The following is a 26,280-nucleotide window of genomic DNA, read 5'->3' as shown; positions in this document are numbered from 1 at the left end:
AACCACCGCTTGCTGTCCCACGTGCAGCCTGCGATAGCTAGGTCGCCCCGAAGGGTTTCACTCACGGCGTGCGCAGGACGCATCGTCCATCCCACGCTGCCTGTGCCGGTCGCATGAACGGTGAGTTCTCAATGAAGAGGGGGTGTTCAGATGCCCATTTCGTTGAACACTTCCTGCGCCGTACGGAAGCTGTCGATGGCGGCCGGCACACCGCAGTACACCGCGACTTGCAGGAAAACTTCGCGCAGTTCTTCTTTAGTCCAGCCGTTGTTGATGGCGCCGCGAACGTGCATCTTCAGTTCTTGCGTCCTGCCAAGCGCAGAGATCATGCCCAGGTTGAGCATCGAACGATCCTTGCGGCTGAGCCCAGGGCGGTTCCAAATTTCATCCCAGCAGTACTCTGTAACGAACTCCTGCATCGGCCAGTTGTAATCGGTCGCCTTGTTGACAGCCGCATCGACGTACGCGTCGCCTAATACATCACGGCGAGTTTGCAGCCCTTTTTTAAACTTCTCGGAAAATTTCTCTTCGTTCATCGTTTACCTCGATCTTTATATAAAGGCAGATTTGACGTTAACCCTGCTTGGGACAGGCGCGCTTGCTGGTGGGCACGATCGGTCATGTTTGATGCGCCATGGGCATATGGCGCAGGCCGTCGGAGGCATTCGGTTTGTTACACGTCAACGTAGACCTGCCCCTCCCTGACCGAAACCGGATAGATTTTGATTTTGCTGTCACTCACGCCAAACAGGCACTTTCCGGTCTCCAGGTCGAATTCCCAGCCGTGCCACGGGCACCTAACTACCTGGTTCTCCATTCCGTAGTTGAATTCGCCTGCGCACGCAGTAGGCAACATCGTGCCTTCGACCGTACCCCTCGCTAGAGGCGCTCGTTTGTGGGGGCAGAGATTCTTGACGGCGTAAACTTTATCGCCTCGCTTGAACACGCCGATTGGCCTTCCTTCAATGTCGACGATCAGTGCATCGGTATCTGGTATATCGTCCAGGTGACCTACATTGTGCTCCACGGGTTTTCTCCTTTAGCCGGCTTATACCGCGGCGTTCAATCCAAACAGTTCGGCTGCGTTGTCATAGAAGATGCGCTGCTTCATTGCTTGAGGCAGACGCTGGAAAGTTGTCTGGGGATAATCGGTGTCCCAATGCGGATAGTCGGTGCTGAAAAGAATGGTGCGCTCGGCATGCACCATTTCCAGAATCTGGATCAGGTACTCATCCTTCTCCGGCTCTTCAAGCGGCTGACTGGTGAAACGAACGTGATCGAGTACGTAGCGGCTCGGCTCGTATTCAAGCCACGGCACTTCACAGCGGAACTGTCTCCAGTTCTGGTCGACGCGCCAGAGCATGTGCGGGACCCAGCTGAAGCCGAATTCTGCTGCCAAGAACTTGAGTTTCGGGAAACGCACGAACACGCCCTCGAACAGCAGGCTGGCGATGTTGCCCATGGCGATCTGGGGGAAGCAGGAATGGCGCTCGATGTAAGTACTCGGCACCCCGCCAGCGAAAGCTACGCTTGTCTGAAACGCCCCTTCGGTACCGGTCGGGTGAATCAGGATAGGCAGGCCGAGTTCTTCGGCGGCCTCGTAAATGGGGTAATAGTGACGGTTCCCCATGAGCACATTGATCAGCGGCATATATACCGCGACGATGCCCTCCTCGCCGCCGATGCGCCGTATCTCCTTGGCCGCCTCGATCGGATCATGCACAGCAACGCACATCGCCAGGCGATAGCGCGAATCGACGTCGAGCCACTTGTCCCGGAAATAATCGTTAAAGGCACGAGCCAAGGTAACGGCCTCGCCGGTATTCGGTAGCGAGACCAGCTTGCCCGCCTGGATCGACGAAAGGATCGCGTATTCGATTCCGTGCGGATCCAAGTGATCCTCCCGCATGAAATACGGATCGGAACCGCCAGCACCACCGCTCGGCGGCGTGGCGTCTCGGCGAATCGACGTAGCACCAGCCAACGGCGGACGCAGAGGATGGTCCGGCAGGATCGCGCGCTTGCCTTCAAAGCGCTTTTGCCAGCTCTGGCTCATGTAAGGCTTAAGCCCTTCGATATCGCCATTTACCCAGGGGTGCACATCCGAATCGATGATTTTCATGCGGGGATTGCTCATTCCTCACCTCTCTCACAGTTCTTACTCGCATCGAACAAGGACACGATGTCCCGGAGCGAGTCGTCTTCACGTCAATGAATTCGTGTTGTTACACCTACGCAGCTTTCCCTATTGCCTTGGCCGCGTTTTCGTTCCGCAAACTGCGGGCGGACCCGCTCAGAAGCTGCGCGGCTCCAATGAATGTTCGGCCACGCACGGTAGAATCAGGTTGGTCGAGATCAGCACTACATTCGGCGGGAAACTCGGCGCAGAGGGCGCGCACGCCTTCGCGGATGGCGTTGAGTTCTTCGTTGTCATTCACGTCCATAACTTCTTGCTCAAGTCAGGCTTGGGAACAGCGGAATGGCTAGGGAAGCCTTGGCCTACCGCGTTGTTGTGGGGTGTACCTTGCAATCCCAATCGCATTCTGGGAATTTGTAATTACGGAGACCGGTGTTCGGCCGCGCAGAACGCGCTCAAGTGCGCCTGCCATCGGCGGGAGCAAAAACCCATCAACGCTCGGCCAGGAGAAACAGCGACATGCATTTTGAAATCGCCGATATGCGCCTCTTTATTCACGTAGCCGAATCACCCAGCCTGACGCAGGGTGCGCGTCGCGCCCACCTGTCGCCCGCCGCGACCAGCGCGAGGATAAAGGCGCTTGAAAATCAGCTCGGCACACGGTTGCTCTATCGCGATACCCGCGGGGTCACGTTGACGCCGGCGGGTACGAAGCTCTTGCAGCACGCCAGGCTGATCATGCGGCAGGTGGATTACGTTAAGGCTGAGTTCGCCGAGTACGGGACGGGCTCCTTCGGACACATACGCATCTTTGCCAACACAACGGCTGTGACGGAGTTTCTTCCGGAAGTGCTCGTCGGGTTTCTTACCCAACACCCAGGCGTCACCGTTGATCTTCAGGAGCGGTTATCGCGAGACATCGTCCGTGGGGTACTCGATGGATCGTCGGATCTAGGGTTCATTGCTGGCCCGGTGGAAGCCAGCGGATTGGAAGTTCTGCACTACAGCACGGACCGGCTGCTGCTGGCGCTGCCCAAAAATCACCCGCTGGCCAACGAATCCGAAGTCACCCTGAGTCAGACTCTCGCGTACCAACATATCGGTCTTCACGAAGGCAGTACGCTGTTCAGCTTTGTCAGCGCGCAGGTTGAGCGGCTCGGCGGCACCCTACCGCTACGTGTTCAAGTGTCCAGCTACGAGGCGATCTGCAGGATGATCGAAGCTGGCGTGGGCATTGGCATCATTCCCGAATCGGCCGCGGAGCGTCACCGCCGTACGATGGAACTGGTCACGGTGCACCTGAAGGAACCCTGGGCGATCCGGGAGCGCAGCATGCTGGTACGTGAGCTCGACGCCTTGCCCGGCTGCGTAAAGGAGCTGGTAGCGATGCTGCGAAAATCAAAAACGGCAGAGACTCCTCAGGGCTAGGAGAAAACCCGCACGGACGCGCGTGGCGGAGCGCCAGGAAGCCGAGGACGACCGCCACACCGACCAGGACAATGACGAAGCCAGCCGCAGTTTGTTGCCGTCGATGGTTGCACGCAGACAGGCCAGCCGTTGCAGGCGGCTCCATAAGCGTTCCGGGAACTCCAGAGATCGACGTGTTGGGGCCCTGCTGTCAGGACTCGACCTGGCTCCACTGCTTGTTCAGCCGCTTATCCGAGGTCGGCATCCTGGTCCCGAGTTGCTGCGCCCAGAGCGAGACGCGGTATTCCTCCAACATCCAGCGGTAGAGGGTCAGCTCAGGGTCGCGTTTGCCTTCCTGCTGGTGCTTTTTCGAGCGGGTTTGATAGTGCTCCCAGTACCCGGCCAGTTCGCCGGACCAGACCCGGTCACGCTGCAATTGCGCCCCGATTTTCTCAAAGCGTTGCTCGATGGCTTTGAGGTAGCGCGGATATTCCTTGAGCCATTCGGCAGGCGTCTCGCGGACGAAGCCGGGATAGACGAGGTTACCGAGCTGCGCCTTGATGTCGTTGAGCGCCACGGCTTGGGCCAGGTCGATCTTGCCTTTGAAGCGCTTCTGCAGGCCATGCCAGAGCTTGAGGATTTCCAGCACCTGCCGCGCAAGACGTTCGGCGTGCGGCGCCCAATCGCCACGCTTCCTTTCCGCAAGGGCGGCCAGTGCGGCGCCATCGCGGGGTAGTTGTGCTTCACCATCGAGAATACAGCTGTCGAGACTGGCGAGCAGGATGTCCTCGACCAACGCATCCACTTTGCCCATGTCGCGGTAGAGCAGCGCCATCTCGGTGAGGCCGGGGAGTTTGCTGCGCAGATATTTCGCCGGCTCGCTGAGTTGCTGCAACAACAGCCGCTGCAGGGCGCGGCGGTGTTGATAATCGGCTTCAGCCTGGGTTGGGAAGCGGCCTTCCTTGACTACCCCACCCTCTTCCACCAGAGCCGGATAGACCGTCATCGACAGCCCGGCCATCTTCGCCTGAGCCTTTTCAGCCACCTGAGCGAAGGCTTTGGCCTCGACTGGCTTCTGCTCAGTCTTTTGCTGCGGTGGCGCCAACGCAGCCTGGCTGGCCTCGGAAAAACGCGCGGTGAGCTCGGCCAAATCGCGACCTTCGCCGAGGAACTTACCGCGGGCGTCTACGACTTCAATGTTCATCTTCAGATGGCTGTCGAGCTGGTTCGCCGCCTCCCTCCACGCTTCTTCTGGCACGCGGGCGCCGGTCATGCGCAGCAGCTCGCGACCCAGCGCCTCGGGTAGCGAACCCTCTCCGAAGCTGACCTTCGAAAGCGCAGCCTTGACGAAATCCGGCACCGGCACGAAGTTCTTGCGGATTGCCTTGGGCAGGTTGCGCACCAACGCCACGGCCTTGGTTTCCAGGAGGCCGGGCACTAACCAATCGAGCCGTTCACTGCGCAGCTGCGGCAACAACGGAGCCGGCACGCGCAGGGTCACGCCATCACGCGGATGGTTGGGCTCGAAGTGGTATTCCAGCGGCAGTTGCAGTTCACCGATGCGCAACTGGTCCGGGTACTGCGCGCTGGTGACTTCACTGGCGTCGCGAGCGAGCACATCCTCGTCGCGCATGATCAGCAGTTGCGGATCCTTTGCACTCTCGCGCTTGTACCAACTCTCGAAGCTGGCCGTCTGATAGATGTCTTGCGGCACGCGCGCGTCGTAGTACGCAAACAGCGTGTCCTCGTCAGCGATGATGTCACGCCGACGGGCCTTGGCTTCCAGTTCGTCGAACAGTTCCAGCAGCTCGCGATTAGCAGTCAACGCCTTGGCGCGACTGTGCATCTCACCACGCACCAGGCCTTCGCGGATGAACAGTTCGCGCGTCGCCGGCGGATCGATGGGGCCGAAATGCACCGGGCGCCGCGCGACGATGATCATGCCGTACAGGGTGACCTGCTCGAACGCCACCACCTGGCCGCGCTTCTTCTCCCAGTGCGGCTCGAAGTGGTTGGTCTTGGTCAGGTGCTTGGCCAGTGGCTCGATCCAGTCCGGCTCGATCTTCGCCACCATGCGCGCAAACAGCTTGGTAGTCTCGACCAGTTCGGCGGCCATGATCCAGTTCGGCTTCTTACGGCCTATGACGCTCGACGGATGGACCCAGAAACGCCGCTGGCGCGCGCCGAGAAAGTCGCCATCCTCGGTCTTGTGGCCGACCTGGCTGAGCAAGCCGGAAAGGATCGCCTTATGCACCGCGGCGTAACTTTTGGCGCGCTGCGCGGCCTCGCTGGCTTCGGCCTGTTGCCGGACGATCGCGTTGACCTTGTTATCGGTAGTCAGCGCTGGTGTGGAATCAGTTGCGGCGGGCTCTTCGTAGGAGCGAGGGGCGCGCCTCAGCGCTTGCTCGCGAACCTTCGCGACCGGGCCCCGTTCGCTACGGTAATCGGAGTTGGCCTTTTGATCACCGCCCAACTTCAGCTCACGCACAATCAACGTCAGCTGCCGGTGGGCATCGCGCCACTCGCGCAGACGCAAATAGTTGAGGAAATTCTTCCGACACCAGGTGCGCAATGCGTTGGAACCCAGCGCCTGACGCTGCTCCTCGAAACCGCGCCAGAGGTTGATCAGCGCGGCGAAGTCCGAATCCGGGTCCTTCCACTGGGCATGAGCCTGGTCGGCGGGCTGTTGACGATCAGCCGGGCGTTCACGCACATCCTGCACCGACAGCGCACTGGCAACGATCAGCACCTCGGCCATGCTGCCCAGCTGCGCCGCTTCGAGCAGCATGCGGCCGAGTCGCGGGTCGATGGGCAGACGCGCCAGCTGGCGGCCCAGAGGCGTCAGCTGGTTCTCGCGATTGACCGCCGAGAGCTCCTGCAGCAGGTTGAAACCGTCGCTGATGGCCTTACCGTCCGGCGGCTCGATGAACGGAAAATCCTCGATCTGGCCGAGGCGCAGGTGCAGCATCTGCAAGATCACGGCGGCCAGGTTGGTGCGCAGGATTTCCGGATCGGTAAATTCCGGCCGAGAGAGAAAATCCTTCTCACGGTAGAGACGAATGCAAATGCCAGGTTCGACCCGCCCGCAACGGCCCTTGCGCTGATTGGCGCTGGCCTGGGACACGGCCTCGATAGGCAGCCGCTGAACCTTGGCGCGGTAGCTGTAGCGGCTGATCCGCGCGGTGCCGGAGTCGATTACATAACGGATGCCCGGCACGGTCAGTGAGGTTTCCGCAACGTTGGTCGCCAGCACGATCTTGCGCCCAGCGGCGGGGCGGAAGATCTTCTGCTGCTCGGCCGGCGTCAACCGCGCATACAGTGGCAACACCTCGGTAAAGCGCAGATTGGCCTTGCGCAGCACCTCGGCGGCGTCGCGGATCTCACGCTCACCGGGCAGGAACACCAGCACATCACCGGGTCGTTTGCCGATGTTCTTTTCATGGGCATCGATTTCGTCCAGCGCGGCGAGGATGCCTTGGTCCACGGTCAGGTCGTCTTCGACGCGGTTGCCGTCTTCATCGACTTCCGCCGACAGCGGCCGGTACCAGGTCTCGACTGGGAAGGTGCGACCGGACACTTCGACAATAGGCGCGCCGTTGAAATGCTCGGAAAATCGCTCCAGGTCGATGGTCGCCGAGGTGATGATCACCTTCAGATCGGGTCGGCGCGGCAGCAGCGTTTTCAGGTAGCCAAGCAGGAAGTCGATGTTGAGGCTGCGCTCGTGCGCCTCGTCGACGATGATGGTGTCGTATTTTTCCAAGAAACGGTCGTGCTGGGTCTCGGCCAGCAAAATACCGTCGGTCATCAATTTGATCAGCGAGCTTTCCTTGCTCTGATCTTCGAAACGCACTTGATAACCCACCAGCTCGCCAAGCGGGGTGCCGATTTCTTCGGCTACCCGTGTGGCAACGCTACGCGCGGCCAGTCGACGCGGTTGGGTATGGCCGATCAGCCCATGCACGCCACGGCCGAGCTCCAGGCAGATTTTCGGCAACTGAGTGGTCTTGCCCGAGCCCGTCTCACCCGCAATCACCAACACCTGATGTTTGCGTAGCGCGTCCTTGATTTCCTCGCGCTTGGCGGCAATCGGCAGCTGATCGTCATAACGCATCGCCGGCACGCTGTTGCGCCGCGCTTCAGCCTTTGCGACCGAGGCCCGGAAGCGTTCGAGCCACTGGACGAGACGATTATCTTCAATCGACGCATCGCCGGCTTTCTTGCGCAGGTCGTGCAACTGACGACGCAAGCGATGGCGGTCGGCGTACATCGCCTGGTCGAGGTTTTTCAGCAGGGTGTCGATAGCGGGCATTGCGTCGGTCATGGACAGCCGTAAGCGATTTCGTGAAGGGCGGATTGTCTCAGATTTACGATGGATCGGTGGCCCAGTGGTTACTGGGCTCCAGAATCATGGGGCCAACGAGAAACCGTTGATCGTCATAGTTCGAATGCGGCCTAGCTCATCGAGCTGGCGTTTTCTGATTGCGGAGATGCAACACACACAATCTTGCGACCCGCGTCGCCTCGAATTTAAACATTGAAACGCTTGCCGATCAGTGTGCAGTTCTGGCAATCCCCGGCTCATCGCCATCTTCATCCATTTCTACCCGATAGGCCATGCTACGGTTCCTGCCGCTACGCTTGGCGTGGTAGAGCGCGCTGTCGGCGCGCGCGAGTGCTTTGTCGAGCGAACTTTCGCCCTCGAAATACTCGGCGATCCCGATGCTGACTGTCGCCTTGAGCACGTGCTGGCCAGTTTTGACTTGCAAGGCCTGCACCATCTGCCGTGCGCGTTCTGCTGCCACTAACGCTTCGGTCGTATCAGCGTCGGGCAGGATCGCAACAAACTCCTCCCCGCCGAAGCGCACCAGAAAATCCGGTTGCCGCAACACGGATTGGCAAGCGGCGGCTACCGCTTTAAGCATTTCATCGCCGGCAGGATGCCCATAGTTGTCGTTGATTTTCTTGAAGAAATCTATGTCCAGCATCAGCACCGAAATGCAACGGTCGTGACGCTGGGCAGCGCTGACCATCTTTTCCGCAATCTCGGTGAAATAGCGCCGGTTGTAGCAGCCGGTCAGCGGATCGGAAATAGCCATCGTCTGTAAATGCTGGCTCAGCGCCTCCAGCTCGCGGTGCTTGGCTTCGAGCTGCGCGTGTGCCGCATCAGCTGCTGTTCGGGCCGCTTCTTTCTCCTTCATCCGGCGCCTCACCAGTCGCACGTACATCGCCAGAAGCAGCACGAACGCCGTGCCGCCGGCGGCAATGAACGCAGCAATTGCAGCTGTCTGCTCGGCCTGCGCCATAGACGAGTAGCTCGTGATAGTCCAATCGGCTTGCGGCAGCGAATGGCTGAGCATGAAATAACGGCGCGTCTCGCCACTGTCCGGCTCATTCGCGCGGACCACACGCGGATCGGACCACAACGGATCGGAGGTGAAGCGCACAGGCGACTTGAGCATCGTCGCGTACTGCCGCGTTTCGCGTAGCCGATGCAAGACGTCATCCGACAACGGCCGCGTGGTTCGGTACTTCCATTCCTTGTTCGTGCTCAGAAAGATGATGCCGCTGTCATCGGTGACCGCGATTTGGTCGGACTCCGCCAGCCAGCGCTGGTCCAGCGTGTCCAGATCCACCTTCACCGCGACCACGCCGATAATTGTCGTGCCGTCGCGTACCGCCGAGGCCAGAAAATAGCCGGGTATGCCAGTTACCGAACCGACGCCGTAGAAGCGGCCGACCTTACCCTCGCGCGCTTTCTGAAAATACGGGCGATAGGAGAAATCCTTGCCGTAGAAACTTTCAGGCGAGTCCCAGTTGCTGGCGGAGATCGTTAGCCCGTCGCGATTCATGACATACACAGCTGCGGCACCGGCCTTGGTGCTAGCGTTCTGCAGAATCAAATTGAGCGCGGCCTGGCTGCGCAAATCGTCGGGATGATTGAGCGCTTCGAATACGGCAGGATGTGAAGCCATCAGCTCGGGCAGGTACTCGAAACGCTCGACTGGGCTGAAGAAGGAAGCGCGGAAGACTTCGAGCCGATGGGAAGCGGCGTCGTCGAGAGCCCGTATTGCCAGCCACTGACCGGTCAGATAGCCGACGCTAATTGCAACGGCTATCAACGCAACGCAAATAAGCACAGTCAGGCGCGCGGGTCGGATTTTCAACTTGCTGGCCTTGGCCGGCACTGCGGAGAGCGTAAGCCCCGTTTCCCCCATATGCCTTCCTTAGTTGTATAGGAATAAGCATCGCGTTTGGGCTTGAGAAACTGCAAACGCTGTTCTTGTTTTGATTATGGGCGGCAGTATGGAGTGAAGCATTTGGTTCCGCAAGGAAGGGTCATACAGCCCAAGCGCTTGGGCGATGACGGTGCGGAGTTAGTCTTGCAGGCAGAAATTCGAACCGTATCCGTCACAGAGTGGAGCGAGTAAGCTCCCCCGTCAGAAAAGAAAAAGCCCCGCCGAAGCGGGGCTTTTTACGTATCGCGATCTTACTTTTTCCCAAGCTTGCGCAGCTCTTCGTCACGCAACTCACGCCGCAGGATCTTGCCGACGTTGGTGGTCGGCAGGCTTTCGCGGAATTCAACGGTCTTGGGCCGCTTGTAGCCTGTAACGTTGTCGTGCATGTGCTGCATGACTTGTTCCTTGGTCAGGCTTTCGCCGGGTTTGACCACCACGAACAGTTTGATCGCCTCACCCGACTTGTCGTCCGGCACACCAATCGCCGCGCATTGCAGTACGCCCGGAAGGGTTGCGAGCACGTCTTCCAGCTCGTTGGGATAAACGTTGAAGCCGGACACCAGAATCATGTCCTTCTTGCGATCGACGATGCGCATATAACCGTCGGCCTGAATGATGCCGATGTCGCCCGTCTTCAACCAACCGTCAGCGCTGAGAATCTCGTTAGTGGCTTCCTGACGCTGCCAGTAACCTTTCATTACCTGCGGACCTTTTACGCACAGCTCGCCGGTAGCGCCAATCGACAACTCGTTGCCTTCCTCATCGATGACCTTGCATTGCGTCGATGGCATCGGAATGCCGATGGTGCCGATCTGAATGCCTCCGAACGGGTTGACCGACACCACCGGGCTGGTTTCGGTCATACCGAAGCCTTCGCATATGGAGCAGCCAGTCACTTGCTGCCAGCGCTCGGCTGCCGCCAGTTGCAATGCCATGCCGCCGGAGAAAGTTGCTTTCAAGGACGAGAAGTCCAGCTTGCGGAAATCCTCGTTGTTGCACAGCGCAACGAACAGCGTGTTGAGCCCGACGAAGCCAGTGAAACGATGCTTGCTCAGGTCCTTGATGAAGGTCGGCAGGTCACGCGGATTGGTGATCAGCACGTTGTGGGCGCCGATCAGCATCATCGTCATGCAGTGAAAGGTGAATGCGTAGATGTGGTACAGCGGCAGCGGCGCGACCATGGTTTCACAACCATTGCCCAGCTCGGAGCCCATCAATGCGCGGCATTGCAGCATGTTGGCGACGATGTTGCGGTGGGTGAGCATTGCGCCCTTGGCCACGCCCGTGGTTCCGCCGGTGTATTGCAGTACGGCAGTGTCGTCGCCAGCCGGGTTGGCTTCGCGAGCCGCCTTGCCACGACCGAGCGCCATGGCATCGTTGAACTTGATCGCTTTGGGCAGGTTGTAAGCCGGGACCATCTTTTTCACATGCTTGACCACGGCATTGACCAGCATGCGTTTTACGGTCGGCAGCATATCGCCGACTTCGGTGATGACTACGTGGCGGATGCCGGTCTTCGGCAATACTTCCTCAGCCAGGTGGGCCATGTTGGCCAGGCAGACAAGTGCCTTGGCACCGGAGTCATTGAACTGGTGCTCCATTTCCCGCGCGGTGTAGAGCGGGTTGGTGTTGACCACGATCAGACCGGCACGCATGGCGCCAAATACGACAACGGGATACTGGAGCAGGTTAGGAAGCTGTACCGCGATGCGGTCGCCCGGCTGCAAATCGGTGTGCTGCTGGAGGTAGGCGGCGAATTCGCCGGATAGTGTGTACAGCTCACCGTAAGTCAGGGTCTTGCCGAGATTGCTGAAGGCCGGCTTGTCCGCGAAACGCTCGCACGATTGTTTGAGCACAGCCTGGATGTTCTGGTACTCATCGGGATTGATCTCGCTTTCGACCCCGACAGGATATTTATCCTTCCAGAAGTTATCGGTCATGAAGCCCCACTCCTAAGCGACAGCTTTACTGCAATTAGCAGCTGTTTTGTTGTGTTTTGTTAATTTTTGTACCGCAATTCCGGTCAAAAAGCGGTTGGAGGTTAGCAGTTTTGAAACTGGCCGAACAGTATCAAATCCCAGAGGAATAGGCACAAAGTGACCGACAGAAAGCTATCGGTCACACTGCAAAGCTGCCGGCGTCGCCAGCAGCGAGGGGTTACGCCTGGTCGCGGAGTTCTCTACGCAAGATCTTGCCGACCGGGGTCATCGGCAGCGAGTCACGGAAGACGAAATGCCGAGGCACTTTGTAGCCGGTGAAGTTCTCACGGCAGTAAGCCTGCAGCTCCTCGATGGTCAGGCTGGCGTCGCTGCGCACCACGAACAGCTTCACCGCCTCGCCGGACTTCTCGTCGGGCACGCCGATCGCGGCGCAAGCGGCAACCTTGGGGTGCGCCATGACCACGTCTTCGATTTCGTTGGGATAGACGTTGAAGCCAGAGACGATAATCAGGTCTTTCTTGCGATCGACGATGCGCACGAAGCCGTCTGGGTCAATTACAGCGATATCTCCAGTCTTCAACCAGCCGTCGGCGTCCAGCACTTCGGCAGTAGCCTCCGGGCGCTGCCAATAGCCCTTCATGACTTGCGGGCCCTTGATGCACAGCTCGCCGCGCTCACCTAGCGGAAGTTCCTGACTGTCATCGTCGATGATTTTCAGCGCAGTGCCTGGTACCGGCAGCCCGACGCTACCCAGGCGTGACTTGTCCCCATGAGGGTTGGCACAGGCCACCGGCGAGGTCTCGGTCAGCCCGTAGCCCTCGGTTACGGTGACACCGGTCAGGGTTTTCCAGCGCTCGGCCACGGCGGAAACCAGAGCAGTGCCGCCCGAGTTGGTGCCTTTGAGCGCAGAGAAATCGATCTTCTTGAATTCCGGGTGCGCCATGAGCGCGACGAACAACGTATTCAGCCCGAGAAAACCGGTGAACTGCCATTTCTGCAATTCCTTGACGAAGCCGTCGATGTCACGGGGATTGGTGATCAGCACGTTGTGGTTGCCAGTCACCATCATGCACATGCAGTTAACCGTGAAGGCATAGATGTGATACAGCGGCAGCGGCGCGATCATGATCTCCTGACCTTCCTTGATGAGGGTCTGGCCCTGTTCGTCCAACTGCTGCATGTTGGCACGGACCTGCTGCATGTTTGCCACAAGATTTCCATGAGTCAGCATCGCGCCTTTGGCCACTCCGGTGGTACCACCGGTGTATTGCAGCACCGCGATGTCATCGAGGCTGAGCGGCAACGGTTTGAGACTGTGGCGGCCGCCATCACGCAGTACATGCTTGAACGAGACCGCCTGCGGCAGGCTGTAGGCGGGCACCATCTTTTTCACATGCTTGACCGCAGCGTTAACCAACAGCCCCTTGACCGACGGCAGCATGTCACCGATCTGCGCCTCGATCAGCACCTCGATGCCCGTCTCCGGCAGCACTTCCTGCACCAACTTGCCGAAGGTATTGAGATAGACCAGCGCCCGCGCGCCGGAATCCTTGAACTGGTGACGCATTTCCCGCGCTGTATAGAGCGGGTTGGTATTGACCACGATCAGACCGGCACGCAGGGCGCCGAAAACGGCAATCGGATACTGCAACAGATTGGGCATCTGCACCGCGATACGATCGCCCGGCTGCAGGTCCGTATGATTCTGCAGCCATCCCGCAAAAGCGGCGGAGTAGCGCTCCAGGTCGGCATAGGTCAGCGTCACGCCCATATTGCTGAACGCAGGGCGATTTGCGTGGGTCTTGCAGGATCGCTCGAACACTTCCACTACCGAGCGGAAGCCGCCCATGTCCACGTCGTTGGGCACACCGGCGGGACGTTTGTCGTTCCAGAAATCAGGTTGCATTGTTATTGGCCTCTTTACCTGAGAGTGTCTGACCCACTCGCGGCGGGCTGTGGCGAACTTAACAGCTCCGCAATGCCGTGCAATAGCTCAGGCAGCGTAATCAATGATGTGAATCTCCACTCACGGCAGCAAAGCCGTTGGCAACCGGGACAACCGGCGCGCCGCCCTCTAGAATGCAGCCCCACAAAGCGGCTCGCCGTGCCGCGCCAATCATGATTTGCCGCTAATGCCATCGCGGCAGCGTCTATCATCAGTTCCCCCCGCACCTAGAGGTTTACGCATGAGCACGCTCAGCAACACCCCCTACTCCGCTCTGGAGGTTGGTCAGACTGCAAGCTTCGAAAAAACCGTCGAGGAGCGGGACATCCAACTGTTCGCCGCCATGTCGGGCGACCGCAACCCGGTCCATCTCGACGCCGAATTCGCTGCCGGCACGCCGTTCAAGGAGCGCATCGCCCACGGCATGTTCAGCGGCGCGCTGATCAGTGCGGCAGTGGCCTGCACCCTGCCAGGGCCGGGCACCATCTATTTGGGGCAGACGATGAAGTTCACCCGTCCGGTGAAGCTTGGCGACACCCTTACTGTGCGTTTGGAAATCCTCGAGAAGCTGCCGAAGAACCGCGTGCGTATCGCCACCCGCGTGTTCAACCAGAACGATGAGCAAGTGGTGGATGGCGAAGCCGAAGTCCTGGCGCCGCGTCGTGACGAGACCGTTGAATTGAAAGAGCTGCCACCGATCAGCTTCGGCTGAAAAGCTGAAGCGGTGCAGGACTGGTGTCCGCACCAGACCTGCTTCGCTTGGGCGCTTTCTTTCTCCGTAGCCAGCGCTATGGACGGGTGTCGGACCGTTACAGCTAGCAAAAGCAACATGCGCCGACACCGGCCAAGCCCGCCCCGCCAGGCACCGTCAAACGCATTGCGCTCGAATCAACAAGCGCTCAGTGTCAAAGGCCCGGCAGACTCGCGCTCCGATCAGGCCATCTTGAAGTGCCCGATCAGCCCGTGCAGATCGCGGGTCATGCTCACCACTTCCGTACTCACCTCCACGGTCTGGCTGGCTTCCAGCGCATTGGCTTCGCTCAGGCTCTTGATCGCCAACGTGTTGCGCTCAACGTTCTCCACCACGGCCGCCTGTTGCTCAGCCGCCGAGGCAATTTGAGTGTTGTGGTCGATGATCTGCCCCATGCTTTCGGTGATGCCTGCGAAGATCGCTGCGGTGCGGGTCACCTCCTCCACCGTCTCGGAAGCGTTGTGGTGGCTGGCCTGGATGATCCGCACGGCATCGCCGACCTGTTGTTGCAAGCGGCCGATGGTGGAATAGATCTCGCCGGTCAGTGCGTGAGATCGCTGCGCCAGGCTGCGAACCTCGTCTGCCACCACCGCAAACCCACGGCCCTGATCCCCGGCACGCGCCGCCTCGATGGCCGCGTTCAGCGCCAGCAAATTGGTCTGCTCGGCGATAGTCTTGATCACATCGACGGCCTTGGCGATCTCGCTGCTTTCTCGTTCGACCGATGTGATCGCGCCGAGCGACTGCTCCATTTCGCCGAAAAGCTGGTTGATTTGAACTACAGCGCGCTCGACTTGCACCTCCCCATCACGGCACTGCTCGCCAGCCCGGTTGGCTTTTTCCGCAGTGGTCAGCGAATTATTGCTGACCTCCTGCACGCTGCTCACCAGTTCACTGATGGCGCTGGCGATCAACTCGAGTTCGGCGGTCTGCCGGGCGATGGCCTGTTGGCCGCCGATCGCGCTACCGTTCAGGCGCTCAGCCTTGACCGTGGTGGAGGCGGAAAATCGCGCAACCTCGCTGATCAGATCTCGAATGCGACCTTGCATCCGATTGAAGTCATGAGCTAGCTCGCCGAGTTCGTCCCGCGCCAGGGTCTGCAGGTCGTGCCGTAGATCGCCCTCGGAAAGTTGCCGCGTGCCGTCGCCAATCACCTTAATTGCGCCACGCACCGACAGGTAGAAGCCAGCAAAGAGGTAAAGGGTGACCAACACCACCGCCAACAGCGCGACTGCCCAGGCTTTGAGACTGGCCCGCCCGCTCGCCAGGTGCTCGGCGATCTGCTGGTGGACCGTAGCAAACAAGCTGGCGGACGCATTGTCGAGCTGGCCGGCGGCCTCGTCGTAGCGGTCGAAGTCCTGCGCCCACAGCTGCACGTTGTCGCTGCCAAAGAAACGCGAACTCGTATAGGGTTCGGTAACCGCAGCATAGGTCTTCGCCAGGGTGTCCGACGCCGCGGTAATCTGCTCGGCAACCGGCCCCGCACCGGATTCGGTGGAGGCCATCGCTGCGATTTCGCTGCCAAGATTGACTACTGACGGCCGGGTTGCCGATTCGAGGTAGCCGTAGGCCTTCAGATAGGCACTGTACGCGCCGGCCTGGGCCAGTTTCTGGTAGAGCGGGAGGACGCGGTTGAACAGGCGATCCATTTCGCCGAACACCAGCGGGTCCTGATCCTGAACCAGATGCCCACGGGCCGCGATGGCTTTCATCGCCTCGACATGCCCGCGCACCGGCGTGCCGTGATGCATGAACAAGGTATCGACGGCGGTGCCTCGCTCGAATTTGGCTTGCTCAGCCAGGCCCGTAGGATGCGCCGCCTGTTCGCCAAACCCATGGCTGTCCAGCCAGCGGTTGAATTCGGAGGCTTGCGCCTCATAGCGCTTGTTCTGCTCGGCAATGGCCTCGACGACGTCGGGCTTGTCGCGCGCCTGACGTACAACCTGCAGCGCGGCGACGCGCAAGGCGGTCTGGTGTACCGCCAAGTAGCGCTCTATCGCCTCAAGCCCGAGCTGCTCCTGCTCGAGCGCACTGATTGAGCGGTACAGCCCGGACAGCTTGTCACTGGACAACCAACAGTACGGCAGCATGAACACCGCGAGAATAATGACGAACTTTTGGGCGTATCGCGCTCGCGACATCAGCGACAGGACAGGTGTGAAAAACGACATGACGACTCCTTTGCATGCCGACGACTGCAGGGAGGCCGGCGCTCCGTCGCGCGGCGGGGCCGCGCTTGTGAGGCTGCATTGCAACATCCCTGCCGGTGGATCGGGGTTTCGACTTTTTTCTGACCGACTGGCCAAGATGTTTACCGAAGAGTTACCTGACGCCCATGGTTGCTGGCATGGAGCCTCCATCCAGCAAAGAAATTGAATTGTCTATGGCCCTTTTCGTGTGGACCTGTGCGGCACGACACGCTCTGGAATAGGGCTTTCGGCCCGACTGCGCACCATAATGGGAAGTTTCGTTCCGCTTTCAGTTCTGATTGGCGGTAGCGATCTCGCAGCCGTTGCTGTGGTTGGCTTGGAAGGCAAGCCCCGCAGTTTACGGGCCAGGCGCAGCAATCGAAGATAAGGGAGAAGTCGGTGAACTGTGAGCGCTCGACCAGCGCCTTGGCGCAACAGTGCAAACCGCAAGTCTAGCCTGGCGCCACACGTGCTGGACTCCGCTCCGCCACGATAGCGCCGGGCTGAAGCAGAAAAGACGAAGGCAAACCGTAGCGCCCAATGGGCTGGCGGCGAAAAGAGCGTCCTAGGTCGCCCAAATGCCTTGCGTGCTCTGTGACACGGCAAACTCAACGCTTCTTTTGCGCGTCCTGCCAGATGAAGTATCTGTAACCACCGAGGAAGGCGACCATCAGCCCGACTGCACCTACGCCTGCAAGCACCACATTAATGTCGAACATCATTTCTGCCCCCGCTGTGTTGTGCTGTCTTATGGCTGTACGGTACCCGGTGGCGCCATACAAAAATTGACCGCGCCAATGGCCGCGCCCTGCTGAAAGACAGGCGTCGCGTTATATCTGGACGAAGAAAAGAGGGTGTGTGGCGGATCCCCAGGGATACGGCTCTGAGCCGCTAGTGGATCGTAGGAGCGAGCAACCCGCGCGAAGACGGGTCAGCGCTTCTTCGGCTTGTTCTTGGCCTTCTTTTTGGGCTTGGCCAAGGGCAGCGCCTCTTCGAAGGCCTGGCGCATTTCGGCGAGGCGCTTTTCCTTGATGTCGTGAATACGCTTTTCACGTTCGGCGCTGAAGTCGATCAGCTGTACGTCACTGCCCATAAAACTGCCTCACGAAAGAGTTGGCGAAACGTTAGGTTCAGACGCGGCTCGGTCACCTTGCGCGTCCGCGCAATCTGGTGCTGCCAATAATGCTGCGTCGTGCCGCGCATAACCAGCAACGAGCCGTGCTCCAATTCAAGGGAATGCCCTATCCGGTTGGTCCCCTTGCGCCGGAAATCGAAACGCCGGGTCGCACCGAGGTTGAGCGAGACAATCAGCGGCTCCGATCCCAGCTCCGGTTCGTCGTCGCTGTGCCAGCCCATGGCGTCCTGCCCATCGCGATAAAGGTTGAGCAATACGCCGTCCAACGGCTGTTCGACTTGTGTCTCTACACGCTCGCGGATCTCGTTCAACAGTAGCGTCCACGGCAGGGGTTCGTGGACCACCCCGGAATAGCGATAGCGTGCATTGGCGTCGCCGTACCAAGCGACTAACCTCGGCACGGCGAACTGCCGTCCGTAAAGCCTGATCTGTGGTTGCGTCCATGGCGTATCGGTCGACAGGCCATGCAGCCAGCGGCTGGCTAGTTCAGCATCGACCCACCGGGGCCAATACGCCAGGTCTGCCTGGGGCAGGTCGATGGTGGTGGGACTGCCATGGGCCAACATCAAACTTCGACATCCACCCACAGACCTTGACGCGGCAGCTCGCCGACGGCTTCTTGATCCTCTTCGGCAATTTCGCCTTCGGCCAGCTCCTCAGGGCTGTAACCGCGACGGCGCTGCCGCCTGCGTTGCTCGTCGCGCAGCATCTGCTCGGCTTCCTGCGGATGTCGGTGATCGAGCCCCACTGAGCTTTCATTGGCGCTCGACTGGACGGGGGCGACCGGCGCAATGTCGGGCCTTGGCTTGACCACATCTTGTTGCGCCGTAACCTGAACGGTGCCGGGCGGAATGACTGGCAGCATCTCTAATCCCTATCAAACAGTACCGAGATTAACCGGGGCCCGTTTTGCGGGCCTGTACCGATTGATCGGCTGAATTGCCGCCGACTTTAACAGCAACGCTACACTCCAAGCGTTATCCGGTCGGCATCTGTCGTCGCTCTCCGGGCAGTGTTCCGTTAACATAGCGGGCTTTTTTACAGCGGGAGGCAGGGCATGGCGCAGCAGTATCTACCGGGGCAACGCTGGATCAGCGATAGCGAAGCGGAACTCGGTCTAGGAACCATCCTGTTGCTCGACGGCCGGATGCTCACCGTGCTCTACCCGGCGACGGGTGAAACCCGCCAGTACGCCGCGCGCAGCGCCCCGCTGACACGCGTACGCTTCGTTCCAGGTGACGAAATCACGCATTTCGAAGGCTGGAAGATGACCGTGCGCGAGGTCGATGACGTCGACGGCCTGCTGGTCTATCACGGTTTGACCGCGCAGAACGAAGCCCGCACGCTGCCGGAAACCCAGCTATCGAACTTCATCCAGTTCCGCCTCGCCAGTGACCGCCTGTTCGCTGGCCAGATCGATCCGCTGAACTGGTTCAAGCTGCGCTACCACACCCTGGAAAATCAAAGCAAACAGCTGACCTCCTCGCTGTGGGGCCTGGGTGGCGTGCGTGCACAACCCATCGCGCACCAGCTGCATATTGCCCGTGAAGTCGCTGATCGCATCGCCCCGCGCGTGCTTTTGGCGGACGAAGTGGGCCTGGGCAAGACCATCGAAGCCGGCCTGGTGATCCATCGCCAACTGCTCTCCGGCCGCGCCAAGCGCGTGCTGATCCTCGTCCCGGAAAACCTGCAGCATCAGTGGCTGGTGGAAATGCGCCGCCGCTTCAATCTGCAGGTCGCGCTGTTCGATGACGAACGATTCATCGAAAGCGATGCCAGCAATCCCTTCGAAGACACCCAGCTCGCATTGGTTTCGCTTGAATGGTTGAAGGACGACGAGCGCGCTCAGGACGCCGCCTTCGCCGCCGGTTGGGATTTGCTGGTGGTGGATGAGGCGCATCACCTGGTCTGGCATCCCGAGAACGCCAGCCCCGAATACAAGCTGGTCGAGCAACTGGCCGAAGTCATCCCCGGCGTGCTGCTGTTAACCGCGACCCCTGAGCAACTGGGCCAGGAAAGCCATTTCGCCCGTCTGCGCCTGCTCGACCCCAACCGTTTCCATGATCTTGAAGCCTTCCGCGCCGAGAGTGCCAGTTACCAGCCGGTGGCCCAGGCGGTGCAGGAGCTGCTCGACGAGGGACGCCTGTCGCAGGAAGCGCATCAGACTATTCACGATTTCCTCGGCGCCGAAGGTGAAGCGCTGCTTGCCGCCGCCACCGATGGCGATATCGAAGCCAGCAGCCGCCTGATCCGCGAACTACTCGACCGCCACGGCACCGGACGCCTGCTGTTCCGCAACACCCGTGCCGCCGTGCGCGGTTTCCCGGAACGTCAGCTGCATCCTTATCCGCTGCCCTGCCCGGCCGAATATTTGGAATTGCCGCTGGGCGAGCACGCCGAGCTGTATCCGGAAGTCAGCTTCCAGAGCCAGCAGGAAGAACCCGCCGCCCAGAATCGCTGGTGGACTTTCGATCCGCGCGTCGACTGGCTGATCGACACGCTGAAGATGCTGAAGAAATTCAAGGTGTTGGTCATCTGTGCCCACGCCGAGACCGCACTGGATCTCGAAGACGCCCTGCGTGTGCGCTCCGGCATTCCGGCTACCGTGTTCCACGAAGGTATGAGCATCCTCGAGCGCGACCGCGCCGCCGCGTACTTTGCCGACGAGGAGTTCGGCGCACAAGTGCTGATCTGTTCCGAAATCGGCAGTGAAGGCCGAAATTTCCAGTTCGCTCACCATCTGGTGCTGTTCGATTTGCCGGCCCACCCCGACCTCCTGGAGCAGCGTATCGGTCGTCTCGACCGGATCGGCCAGGCGCACGTGATCCAGTTGCACGTGCCGTATCTGGAAACCAGCCCGCAGGAACGTCTGTTCAAGTGGTATCACGAAGCGCTAAACGCCTTCCTTAACACCTGCCCCACCGGCAACGCCCTGCAGCATCAGTTCGGCTCACGCCTGCTGAGCCAGCTGGAAGAAGGCGACGATGACGAGTTTCAAAAACTCATCGACGAAGCACGCGCCGAGCGCGAGCGCCTCGAAACCGAGCTGCATAGCGGCCGCGACCGCCTGCTGGAACTCAACTCCGGCGGTGGCGAACAGGGCAAGGCGCTGGTCGAAGCGATTGAAGAACAGGACGACCAGTTCGCCCTGCCGATCTACATGGAAGAGTTGTTCGACGCCTTCGGCATCGACAGCGAAGATCATTCCGAGAACGCGTTGATCCTGCGTCCCAGCGAGAAGATGCTCGACGCCAGCTTCCCGCTCGGCGACGACGAAGCGGTGACCATCACCTACGACCGCGAGCAGGCGCTGGCCCGGGAAGACATGCAATTCCTCACCTGGGAGCATCCCATGGTGCAGGGCGGCATGGACCTGGTGCTGTCCGGCTCCATGGGCAATACCGCCGTGGCGCTGATCAAGAATAAGGCGCTCAAACCCGGCACCGTGCTGCTGGAGTTGCTGTTCGTCAGCGAAGTGGTGGCGCCGCGTGCGTTGCAGCTCAACCGCTTTCTGCCGCCGCTGGCGCTGCGCTGCCTGCTCGACTCGAACGGCAACGACCTGGCACCGAAAGTGGCCTTCGAAACCCTTACCGATCAGCTGGAAAGCGTCCCGCGCGCCAGCGCCAACAAGTTCGTCCAGGCCCAGCGCGACGTGCTCGCCAAGCAGATCGCCGACGCTGAAGCCAAGGTTGCCCCGCGCCACACCGAGCGCGTCGCCGAAGCACAGCGCAAGCTGAAGGCGAGCCTCGACGAAGAGCTGGCGCGTCTGACCGCGCTGCAAGCGGTCAACCCCAGCGTGCGTGACAGCGAAATCGACGCCCTGCGCAAACAGCGTGAAGAAGGCCTGGCGATGCTGGAGAAAGCGGCGCTGCGCCTGGAGGCGATTCGCGTGCTGGTCGCGGGCTGACTTACCGCTGCATTGAAAAGGCCGGCTGCGAGCGATCGCAGCCGGCCTTTTCGTTTGCCGGATGTATTTAGCGTCGCGCCACGGCCAGTAGTTGCCGTGCCTTGCGCTGATCATCCTCATCCAGCTCTGCCAACAGTTCCGGTTTGCCAGCGATCAACAACGCCAGCGGCGCGCCGTCGCGATAGAGGATGCGATTGCCCGCCACCGCGGGTACGCGTTCACCGGGTAGCAGGGTGCCGAGCTGATTCAACGGATCGACCGCCGAGACCGCGATCATTTCGCCCTCCAGCGGTCGCTTGCGTACTTCACGCAGCAGGCCCACCGCCTCCGGCAGGGCGAACTGCTCGCCCGCGACTCCCGCGACGAAGCGTCCACCGCGAATCTCGCCACGCGCTTCGAGCCGGTGGTAGACACGCAGCAAGTCGCGCCAGGGCGGCAGCCAGTCGGCTTCCCGATCCAGCAGCCGCCAGAACACCACGCCGTATCGGCGCAGAAGCGTCATGGCAATGTGTTCCAACGCTTCAGGATCGAGCATCGGTCGGCGCGTGGGCGTTTCGGCGGGTGCCGATGCGCCTTTTCGCACCAAGGCCCAGCGACCTGCATCCGCCATACCACCAATGAAAGCGCCGCCGCGGCTCTGCCGAGTGCTACGTGACCGTTTCGCCGCGGGCGCCAACAACGCGCGCAGACCAGCGAAGCTATCAGCGTTGACCAGCCCGACCGCGACCAGCTCACCCAGGGCATCCTCCAGTTCGCTGCGTAACAGATGGGTGTCGTGCTGCAACTCATCGAAGAACAGCGCGCCCTGCCCCTGCAGCGTCTCGAATACCCGCTGCGCGCGCGATGAAAGCTCTGGCTGTGGCGCATCGCTCGCCAGCGCATACCAAGCCGCCAGATGCCGACGCGGCAGCAGGACGATCGGCGTGCCGCGCACCGGGCCGCTGCTGGCCTTGATGCGCCCCGCCAGACGCGTCCAGACGATGCGTCCGGACCGGCAGAGTTCGTCCAGCCAGGTGCCACCGTAGTCTTTCAAGCGGGCAGGCAGCAGGTCGCTTTCCCAGGCTCCGGCGGCGGCCTGGAAGCCCTCGAGTTGCTCGACTACCGTGCCGAGCGCATCGCGGCCTTGCATCCGCGTCGCCTCGGACAGGTGCTGCCAATCGAACAGAAACCGCATGAAATCTGCGCGCTCCACAGGTTCGATCTCGCGGCGCAGGCGCTTGACCGTATAGCGATGAATACGCGCTAGTAGATGTCGCTCGCACCACTCTTCCTCCGCCGCGCCCGGAGTGAAGCGTCCGCGCAACACGTAGCCCTCGGCTTCCAGACGCGTCAATGGCAACGCGACGGCCGAGGCTGGCAAGGCTAGAGGCCGTGCAATCAATGAAACAGGCAAGGGGCCGAAACCGGTCAGGCGCGCGCGCACCAGCTCGACCAAGGCGCCATCCTCGCCCAACTGCTGCTCGAAGCCGGGCAGCAGCGCAAGCACCGGTTCGCAACGAGCGTTGGGGTAGATCGACTGCAACAGGCTCAGACGCTCGACCGGCAACCAGAGCGCGCGATCCAGCGCGACTTGCATCCGTGTCGCTCGGCCGCCACGCGCCAGGTCAGCGAGCCAATCCGGCCACTTCGCCTGAGTCTGAGATTCGCTTTCGGCGATACAGCCGAGACCCATCAGCGCCTCGTGCAGCTCGTCCGCGCTGCGCGCCTGCGGCCAGGCTTCTTCGCTCACAGCCTCGATTGCCGCTGCGTCCAAAGCACCGAGATCGTCGCTGGACTCAGGGTCGGTCCAGCGACGATTGAGTACGGCCTGGGTGCGCCGCTCTTCCAGCGGAGCATCGTCAAGAAACGCATAGGGACGCGCGCCGAGCACTTCCATCGCCAGCGGCGAAGGCGCCGGTAGATCACGCGCCAGCAGCTCGACCTGGCCCGCCTCGATGCGCCGCAGCAGCGCCAGCCAACCCTCGCTGTCCATGGCCTCGTGCAGGCAGTCGTCCAGCGTCTGCGCCACCAGTGGATGCTCGGGAATCTCACGTTCGCCGACGATGTTTTCCAGGCAGGCGACCTGGTCGGGGAAGACGGTGGCGAGCAGGTCTTCACTCTTCATCCTTTGCAGCTGTGGCGCCACCTTGCGCCCACCGGCCATGCGCGGCAGCGCCAGGGCGGTGGTGGCGTTCCAGCGCCAGCGCACGCCGAACAGCGGTGCGTCGAGCAACGCCTGGATCAGCACTTGCTCGGCGCTGTTGGGATGCAGATAGCGCCAGACCTCTTCGAGGGGAAAGCTGTGACTGGTGGAAAGCGAAAAGATGATCGCATCCTCCGTCGCCGCCGCCTGCAGCTCGAAGTTGAAGGTGCGGCAGAAGCGCTTGCGCAGCGCCAGACCCCAGGCGCGATTGATTCGGCTGCCAAAGGGCGAGTGAATGACCAGCTGGGTGCCGCCTGATTCGTCGAAGAAGCGTTCCATGATCAGGCGGTTTTGCGTAGGTAGCGCGCTCAGAGCCGAGCGAGCGCGTGCCAGGTATTCGACGATCTGGCGGGCGGCCGCGTCAGGTAGACCAAGTGTGTTGGTAAGCCAGTCGATGGCGGGGGTCAGGTCGACCGTGCACACCTCCTCCCCCTCACCCCGGCCCTCTCCCCAAAGGGGCGAGGGAGACAAGCCTGTAGCCATCGAGCACAGCAACGCTTCGCTGCCTTCCGCTTTGGTAGAAGCGAGCTTGCTCGCGAATGCTGCAGCCTCGGCAGGGTCAGATTCGCGAGCAAGCTCGCTCCTACAGGGTCCCGCGTCGGCCAGGCGCTCATTGATCTCACCGCGCAACCTCGCCACGGCCGCCGACAGTTCATCGCTGCGTCCCGGCGCTTCGCCTAGCCAGAACGGAATATTCGGCGGCTGACCTTGCGCATCTTCCACCCGCACCCGTCCGGGCTCGATCTTGATGATGCGGTAGGAGGTGTTACCCAACTGAAACACGTCACCCGCCAGGCTCTCGACTGCAAAGTCCTCGTTCACGGTGCCGATGTTGAATCCCTGCGGTTCGAGCAACACGGCGTAATCGGCGTTATCCGCGATGGTGCCACCGGAGGTCAGCGCGGTCAGACGGCCACCGCGCCGACCACGCAGGCTGCGATTGACCAGGTCCCGGTGCAGGTATGCGCCACGTGCGCCGTGGCGGGTGGTGTAGCCCTCGGCGAGCATCGCCAGTAGCGCCTGATAATCCGCCTCGCTCAAATCGGTATAAGGCATGGCACGGCGAATCAACGCAAATAGCGCATCCTCCTGCCACTCGCGGCACGACACCTCGGCGACGATCTGTTGCGCCAGCACATCCAACGGCGCCGACGGGATGACCAAAGTATCCAGCTCACCACGGCGGACGCTGTCGAGCAGCGCGGCGCATTCGATCAGGTCATCGCGCGAGCTGGGAAACAAGCGGCCCTTGGATACACCGCCGACCTGGTGGCCAGCACGGCCGACGCGTTGCAGAAAAGCCGATATCGAGCGCGGCGAACCCAGCTGGCAGACCAGCTCGACGTCACCGATATCGATGCCCAACTCCAGCGAGGCGGTGGCCACCAGCACCCGCAATTCGCCGCGCTTGAGCCGCTGTTCGGCATCCAATCGCTGTTCACGAGCCAGGCTGCCGTGATGGGCCGCCACCACCCTGTTACCGAGGCGTTCGCTTAAATGTCTTGCGGCGCGCTCGGCCATCCGCCGCGTATTGACGAACACCAGCGTGGTCCGGTGTTCGCCAGCCAGAGCCGCCAATCGATCGTAGACCAGCTCCCAGACGTCGTTGCTCATCACCGCTTCCAGCGGAACCGGCGGCACTTCGAGCGCAAGATCGCGAGCGCGGCCATGACCGATATCCACCACCGCGCAGCTGCGATCCGGCCCGCCAACCAGAAACTCAGCGACCGCTTCGATAGGCTTCTGCGTTGCGGACAACCCGACGCGCACTAGCGGCCGTGCACAGAGCGATTCCAGCCGCTCAAGCGACAAGGCCAGATGACTGCCGCGCTTGTTGCCCGCGATGGCATGAATCTCGTCGACGATCACACTGCGCACGCCCGTCAGCATTTGCCGGCCGGACTCCGAGCCCAGCAGCACGTAAAGCGACTCCGGCGTCGTCACCAGGATATGCGGCACCCGCTTGCGCATCGCCACGCGCTCGGCCTGTGGGGTGTCGCCAGTGCGCACCGCCGTACGGATGTCTAACGCAGGAAGGCCGAGGCGCTGCAACTCGGCGCGAATGCCTTCCAGCGGCTGTTCCAGATTGACGTGGATGTCATTCGACAGTGCCTTGAGGGGCGAGACGTAGACGACCGAGGTTTCGTCTGTCAGGCCACCCTCAAGGCCATGTTGCACCAGCCGATCGATCGCGGCGAGAAAGGCTGTCAGCGTCTTGCCCGAGCCCGTGGGCGCGGCCACCAATGTCGACTGACCGGAACGGATCAAAGGCCACGCTCGGGCTTGGGCGGGTGTCGGCGCTGGAAAGCTGCGGCTGAACCAGCCAGCTACCGCTGGATGGAACGCGGCCAGCGCATCGTGAACAGGAGTTGGTTTCATGCGCCTGAATATGCTGCCGCTACGGCTCGGCTACAAGGGCTGGAAGCGCAATCCGTCGCCTGCAAGGAAACG

General features: G+C 61.0%; 17 protein-coding genes. 3 read left to right on the top strand and 14 right to left on the bottom strand.

Going from position 1 to position 26,280, the window contains the following annotated elements:
* Nucleotides 1-146: 146 nt before the first annotated feature.
* The 4 genes from NAV33_RS20780 to NAV33_RS20765 form a co-directional block, all read right to left on the bottom strand.
* Complete coding sequence (locus NAV33_RS20780; RefSeq protein WP_255983635.1) at nt 147-536, bottom strand: carboxymuconolactone decarboxylase family protein; 390 nt, start codon at nt 534-536, stop codon at nt 147-149.
* A 137-nt stretch (nt 537-673) separates the two neighbouring features.
* Nucleotides 674-1,027 (bottom strand): Rieske (2Fe-2S) protein, encoded by a 354-nt coding sequence (locus tag NAV33_RS20775; RefSeq protein WP_255983633.1) that lies wholly within the window; start codon nt 1,025-1,027, stop codon nt 674-676.
* Nucleotides 1,028-1,048: 21 nt separating this feature from the next.
* Nucleotides 1,049-2,137 carry an amidohydrolase family protein gene (locus tag NAV33_RS20770; protein WP_255983631.1) on the bottom strand — a complete coding sequence of 363 codons (1,089 nt, stop codon included), beginning with the start codon at nt 2,135-2,137 and terminating at the stop codon, nt 1,049-1,051.
* 94 nt (nt 2,138-2,231) lie between these two features.
* Nucleotides 2,232-2,444, bottom strand: a complete 213-nt coding sequence (locus NAV33_RS20765; RefSeq protein WP_255983655.1) for a hypothetical protein — start codon at nt 2,442-2,444, stop codon at nt 2,232-2,234.
* A 212-nt stretch (nt 2,445-2,656) separates the two neighbouring features.
* On the opposite strand from NAV33_RS20765, the gene NAV33_RS20760 reads away from it, so the two are divergent.
* The gene (locus NAV33_RS20760) at nt 2,657-3,565 is read left to right on the top strand and encodes a LysR family transcriptional regulator (RefSeq protein ID WP_255983629.1); all 909 of its coding nucleotides are present in this window, start codon (nt 2,657-2,659) and stop codon (nt 3,563-3,565) included.
* A 190-nt stretch (nt 3,566-3,755) separates the two neighbouring features.
* On the opposite strand, the gene hrpA is transcribed toward NAV33_RS20760, so the two are convergent.
* The 4 genes from hrpA to fadD2 all read right to left on the bottom strand — a co-directional run bounded on the left by hrpA (nt 3,756) and on the right by fadD2 (nt 13,626).
* Complete coding sequence (gene hrpA, locus NAV33_RS20755) at nt 3,756-7,865, bottom strand: ATP-dependent RNA helicase HrpA (protein ID WP_255983627.1); 4,110 nt, start codon at nt 7,863-7,865, stop codon at nt 3,756-3,758.
* Between the two features lie 229 nt (nt 7,866-8,094).
* A complete protein-coding gene (locus tag NAV33_RS20750; RefSeq protein ID WP_255983625.1) occupies nt 8,095-9,759 on the bottom strand; it encodes a sensor domain-containing diguanylate cyclase in 1,665 nt (554 codons plus the stop codon).
* 272 nt (nt 9,760-10,031) lie between these two features.
* A complete protein-coding gene (gene fadD1 / locus NAV33_RS20745) occupies nt 10,032-11,720 on the bottom strand; it encodes a long-chain-fatty-acid--CoA ligase FadD1 (protein WP_255983623.1) in 1,689 nt (562 codons plus the stop codon).
* A gap of 217 nt (nt 11,721-11,937) precedes the next feature.
* Entirely contained in the window at nt 11,938-13,626 is a 1,689-nt protein-coding gene (gene fadD2, locus NAV33_RS20740) for a long-chain-fatty-acid--CoA ligase FadD2 (RefSeq protein ID WP_255983621.1), read from the bottom strand.
* 280 nt (nt 13,627-13,906) lie between these two features.
* Here fadD2 and NAV33_RS20735 point away from each other — a divergent pair, with 280 nt between their 5' ends.
* Complete coding sequence (locus NAV33_RS20735) at nt 13,907-14,377, top strand: MaoC family dehydratase (protein WP_255983619.1); 471 nt, start codon at nt 13,907-13,909, stop codon at nt 14,375-14,377.
* Nucleotides 14,378-14,598: 221 nt separating this feature from the next.
* On the opposite strand, the gene NAV33_RS20730 is transcribed toward NAV33_RS20735, so the two are convergent.
* The 5 genes from NAV33_RS20730 to NAV33_RS20715 form a co-directional block, all read right to left on the bottom strand.
* Entirely contained in the window at nt 14,599-16,587 is a 1,989-nt protein-coding gene (locus NAV33_RS20730) for a methyl-accepting chemotaxis protein (RefSeq protein WP_255983617.1), read from the bottom strand.
* 626 nt (nt 16,588-17,213) lie between these two features.
* Entirely contained in the window at nt 17,214-17,324 is a 111-nt protein-coding gene (ccoM, locus tag NAV33_RS21490) for a cytochrome c oxidase subunit CcoM (RefSeq protein ID WP_336605407.1), read from the bottom strand.
* A 212-nt stretch (nt 17,325-17,536) separates the two neighbouring features.
* On the bottom strand, nt 17,537-17,698 hold the full coding sequence (locus tag NAV33_RS20725) for a hypothetical protein (protein WP_255983615.1): 162 nt from the start codon (nt 17,696-17,698) through the stop codon (nt 17,537-17,539).
* Nucleotides 17,677-18,306, bottom strand: a complete 630-nt coding sequence (locus tag NAV33_RS20720; RefSeq protein WP_255983613.1) for an alpha-ketoglutarate-dependent dioxygenase AlkB family protein — start codon at nt 18,304-18,306, stop codon at nt 17,677-17,679. Before NAV33_RS20720 ends, NAV33_RS20725 begins: the two co-directional genes overlap by 22 nt.
* A complete protein-coding gene (locus NAV33_RS20715) occupies nt 18,306-18,605 on the bottom strand; it encodes an aspartate-semialdehyde dehydrogenase (protein WP_255983611.1) in 300 nt (99 codons plus the stop codon). The genes NAV33_RS20720 and NAV33_RS20715 overlap by 1 nt, the downstream gene beginning before the upstream one ends.
* A gap of 192 nt (nt 18,606-18,797) precedes the next feature.
* Here NAV33_RS20715 and rapA point away from each other — a divergent pair, with 192 nt between their 5' ends.
* A complete protein-coding gene (rapA, locus tag NAV33_RS20710; RefSeq protein WP_255983609.1) occupies nt 18,798-21,647 on the top strand; it encodes an RNA polymerase-associated protein RapA in 2,850 nt (949 codons plus the stop codon).
* A gap of 67 nt (nt 21,648-21,714) precedes the next feature.
* On the opposite strand, the gene NAV33_RS20705 is transcribed toward rapA, so the two are convergent.
* Nucleotides 21,715-26,208 carry a DEAD/DEAH box helicase gene (locus NAV33_RS20705; protein ID WP_255983607.1) on the bottom strand — a complete coding sequence of 1,498 codons (4,494 nt, stop codon included), beginning with the start codon at nt 26,206-26,208 and terminating at the stop codon, nt 21,715-21,717.
* Nucleotides 26,209-26,280 lie beyond the last annotated feature (72 nt).

It is taken from the genome of Stutzerimonas stutzeri, from assembly GCF_024448715.1.
In the GTDB taxonomy this organism is placed as follows: Bacteria; Pseudomonadota; Gammaproteobacteria; order Pseudomonadales; family Pseudomonadaceae; genus Stutzerimonas; species Stutzerimonas stutzeri_AR.
This window is presented reverse-complemented; position numbering and strand designations above follow the sequence as displayed.

Excerpts from the sequence above, each read along its gene's own strand:
- fadD1 (WP_255983623.1), bottom strand. The coding sequence starts at position 11,720 with ATGACCGATAACTTCTGGAAGGATAAATATCCTGTCGGGGTCGAAAGC.
- NAV33_RS20765 (WP_255983655.1), bottom strand. The coding sequence starts at position 2,444 with ATGGACGTGAATGACAACGAAGAACTCAACGCCATCCGCGAAGGCGTG.
- NAV33_RS20725 (WP_255983615.1), bottom strand. The coding sequence starts at position 17,698 with ATGGGCAGTGACGTACAGCTGATCGACTTCAGCGCCGAACGTGAAAAG.
- NAV33_RS20720 (WP_255983613.1), bottom strand. The coding sequence starts at position 18,306 with ATGTTGGCCCATGGCAGTCCCACCACCATCGACCTGCCCCAGGCAGAC.
- NAV33_RS20760 (WP_255983629.1), top strand. The coding sequence starts at position 2,657 with ATGCATTTTGAAATCGCCGATATGCGCCTCTTTATTCACGTAGCCGAA.
- fadD2 (WP_255983621.1), bottom strand. The coding sequence starts at position 13,626 with ATGCAACCTGATTTCTGGAACGACAAACGTCCCGCCGGTGTGCCCAAC.
- NAV33_RS20780 (WP_255983635.1), bottom strand. The coding sequence starts at position 536 with ATGAACGAAGAGAAATTTTCCGAGAAGTTTAAAAAAGGGCTGCAAACT.
- NAV33_RS20705 (WP_255983607.1), bottom strand. The coding sequence starts at position 26,208 with ATGAAACCAACTCCTGTTCACGATGCGCTGGCCGCGTTCCATCCAGCG.
- NAV33_RS20735 (WP_255983619.1), top strand. The coding sequence starts at position 13,907 with ATGAGCACGCTCAGCAACACCCCCTACTCCGCTCTGGAGGTTGGTCAG.
- ccoM (WP_336605407.1), bottom strand. The coding sequence starts at position 17,324 with ATGTTCGACATTAATGTGGTGCTTGCAGGCGTAGGTGCAGTCGGGCTG.
- hrpA (WP_255983627.1), bottom strand. The coding sequence starts at position 7,865 with ATGACCGACGCAATGCCCGCTATCGACACCCTGCTGAAAAACCTCGAC.
- NAV33_RS20770 (WP_255983631.1), bottom strand. The coding sequence starts at position 2,137 with ATGAGCAATCCCCGCATGAAAATCATCGATTCGGATGTGCACCCCTGG.
- NAV33_RS20750 (WP_255983625.1), bottom strand. The coding sequence starts at position 9,759 with ATGGGGGAAACGGGGCTTACGCTCTCCGCAGTGCCGGCCAAGGCCAGC.
- NAV33_RS20715 (WP_255983611.1), bottom strand. The coding sequence starts at position 18,605 with ATGCTGCCAGTCATTCCGCCCGGCACCGTTCAGGTTACGGCGCAACAA.
- rapA (WP_255983609.1), top strand. The coding sequence starts at position 18,798 with ATGGCGCAGCAGTATCTACCGGGGCAACGCTGGATCAGCGATAGCGAA.
- NAV33_RS20730 (WP_255983617.1), bottom strand. The coding sequence starts at position 16,587 with ATGTCGTTTTTCACACCTGTCCTGTCGCTGATGTCGCGAGCGCGATAC.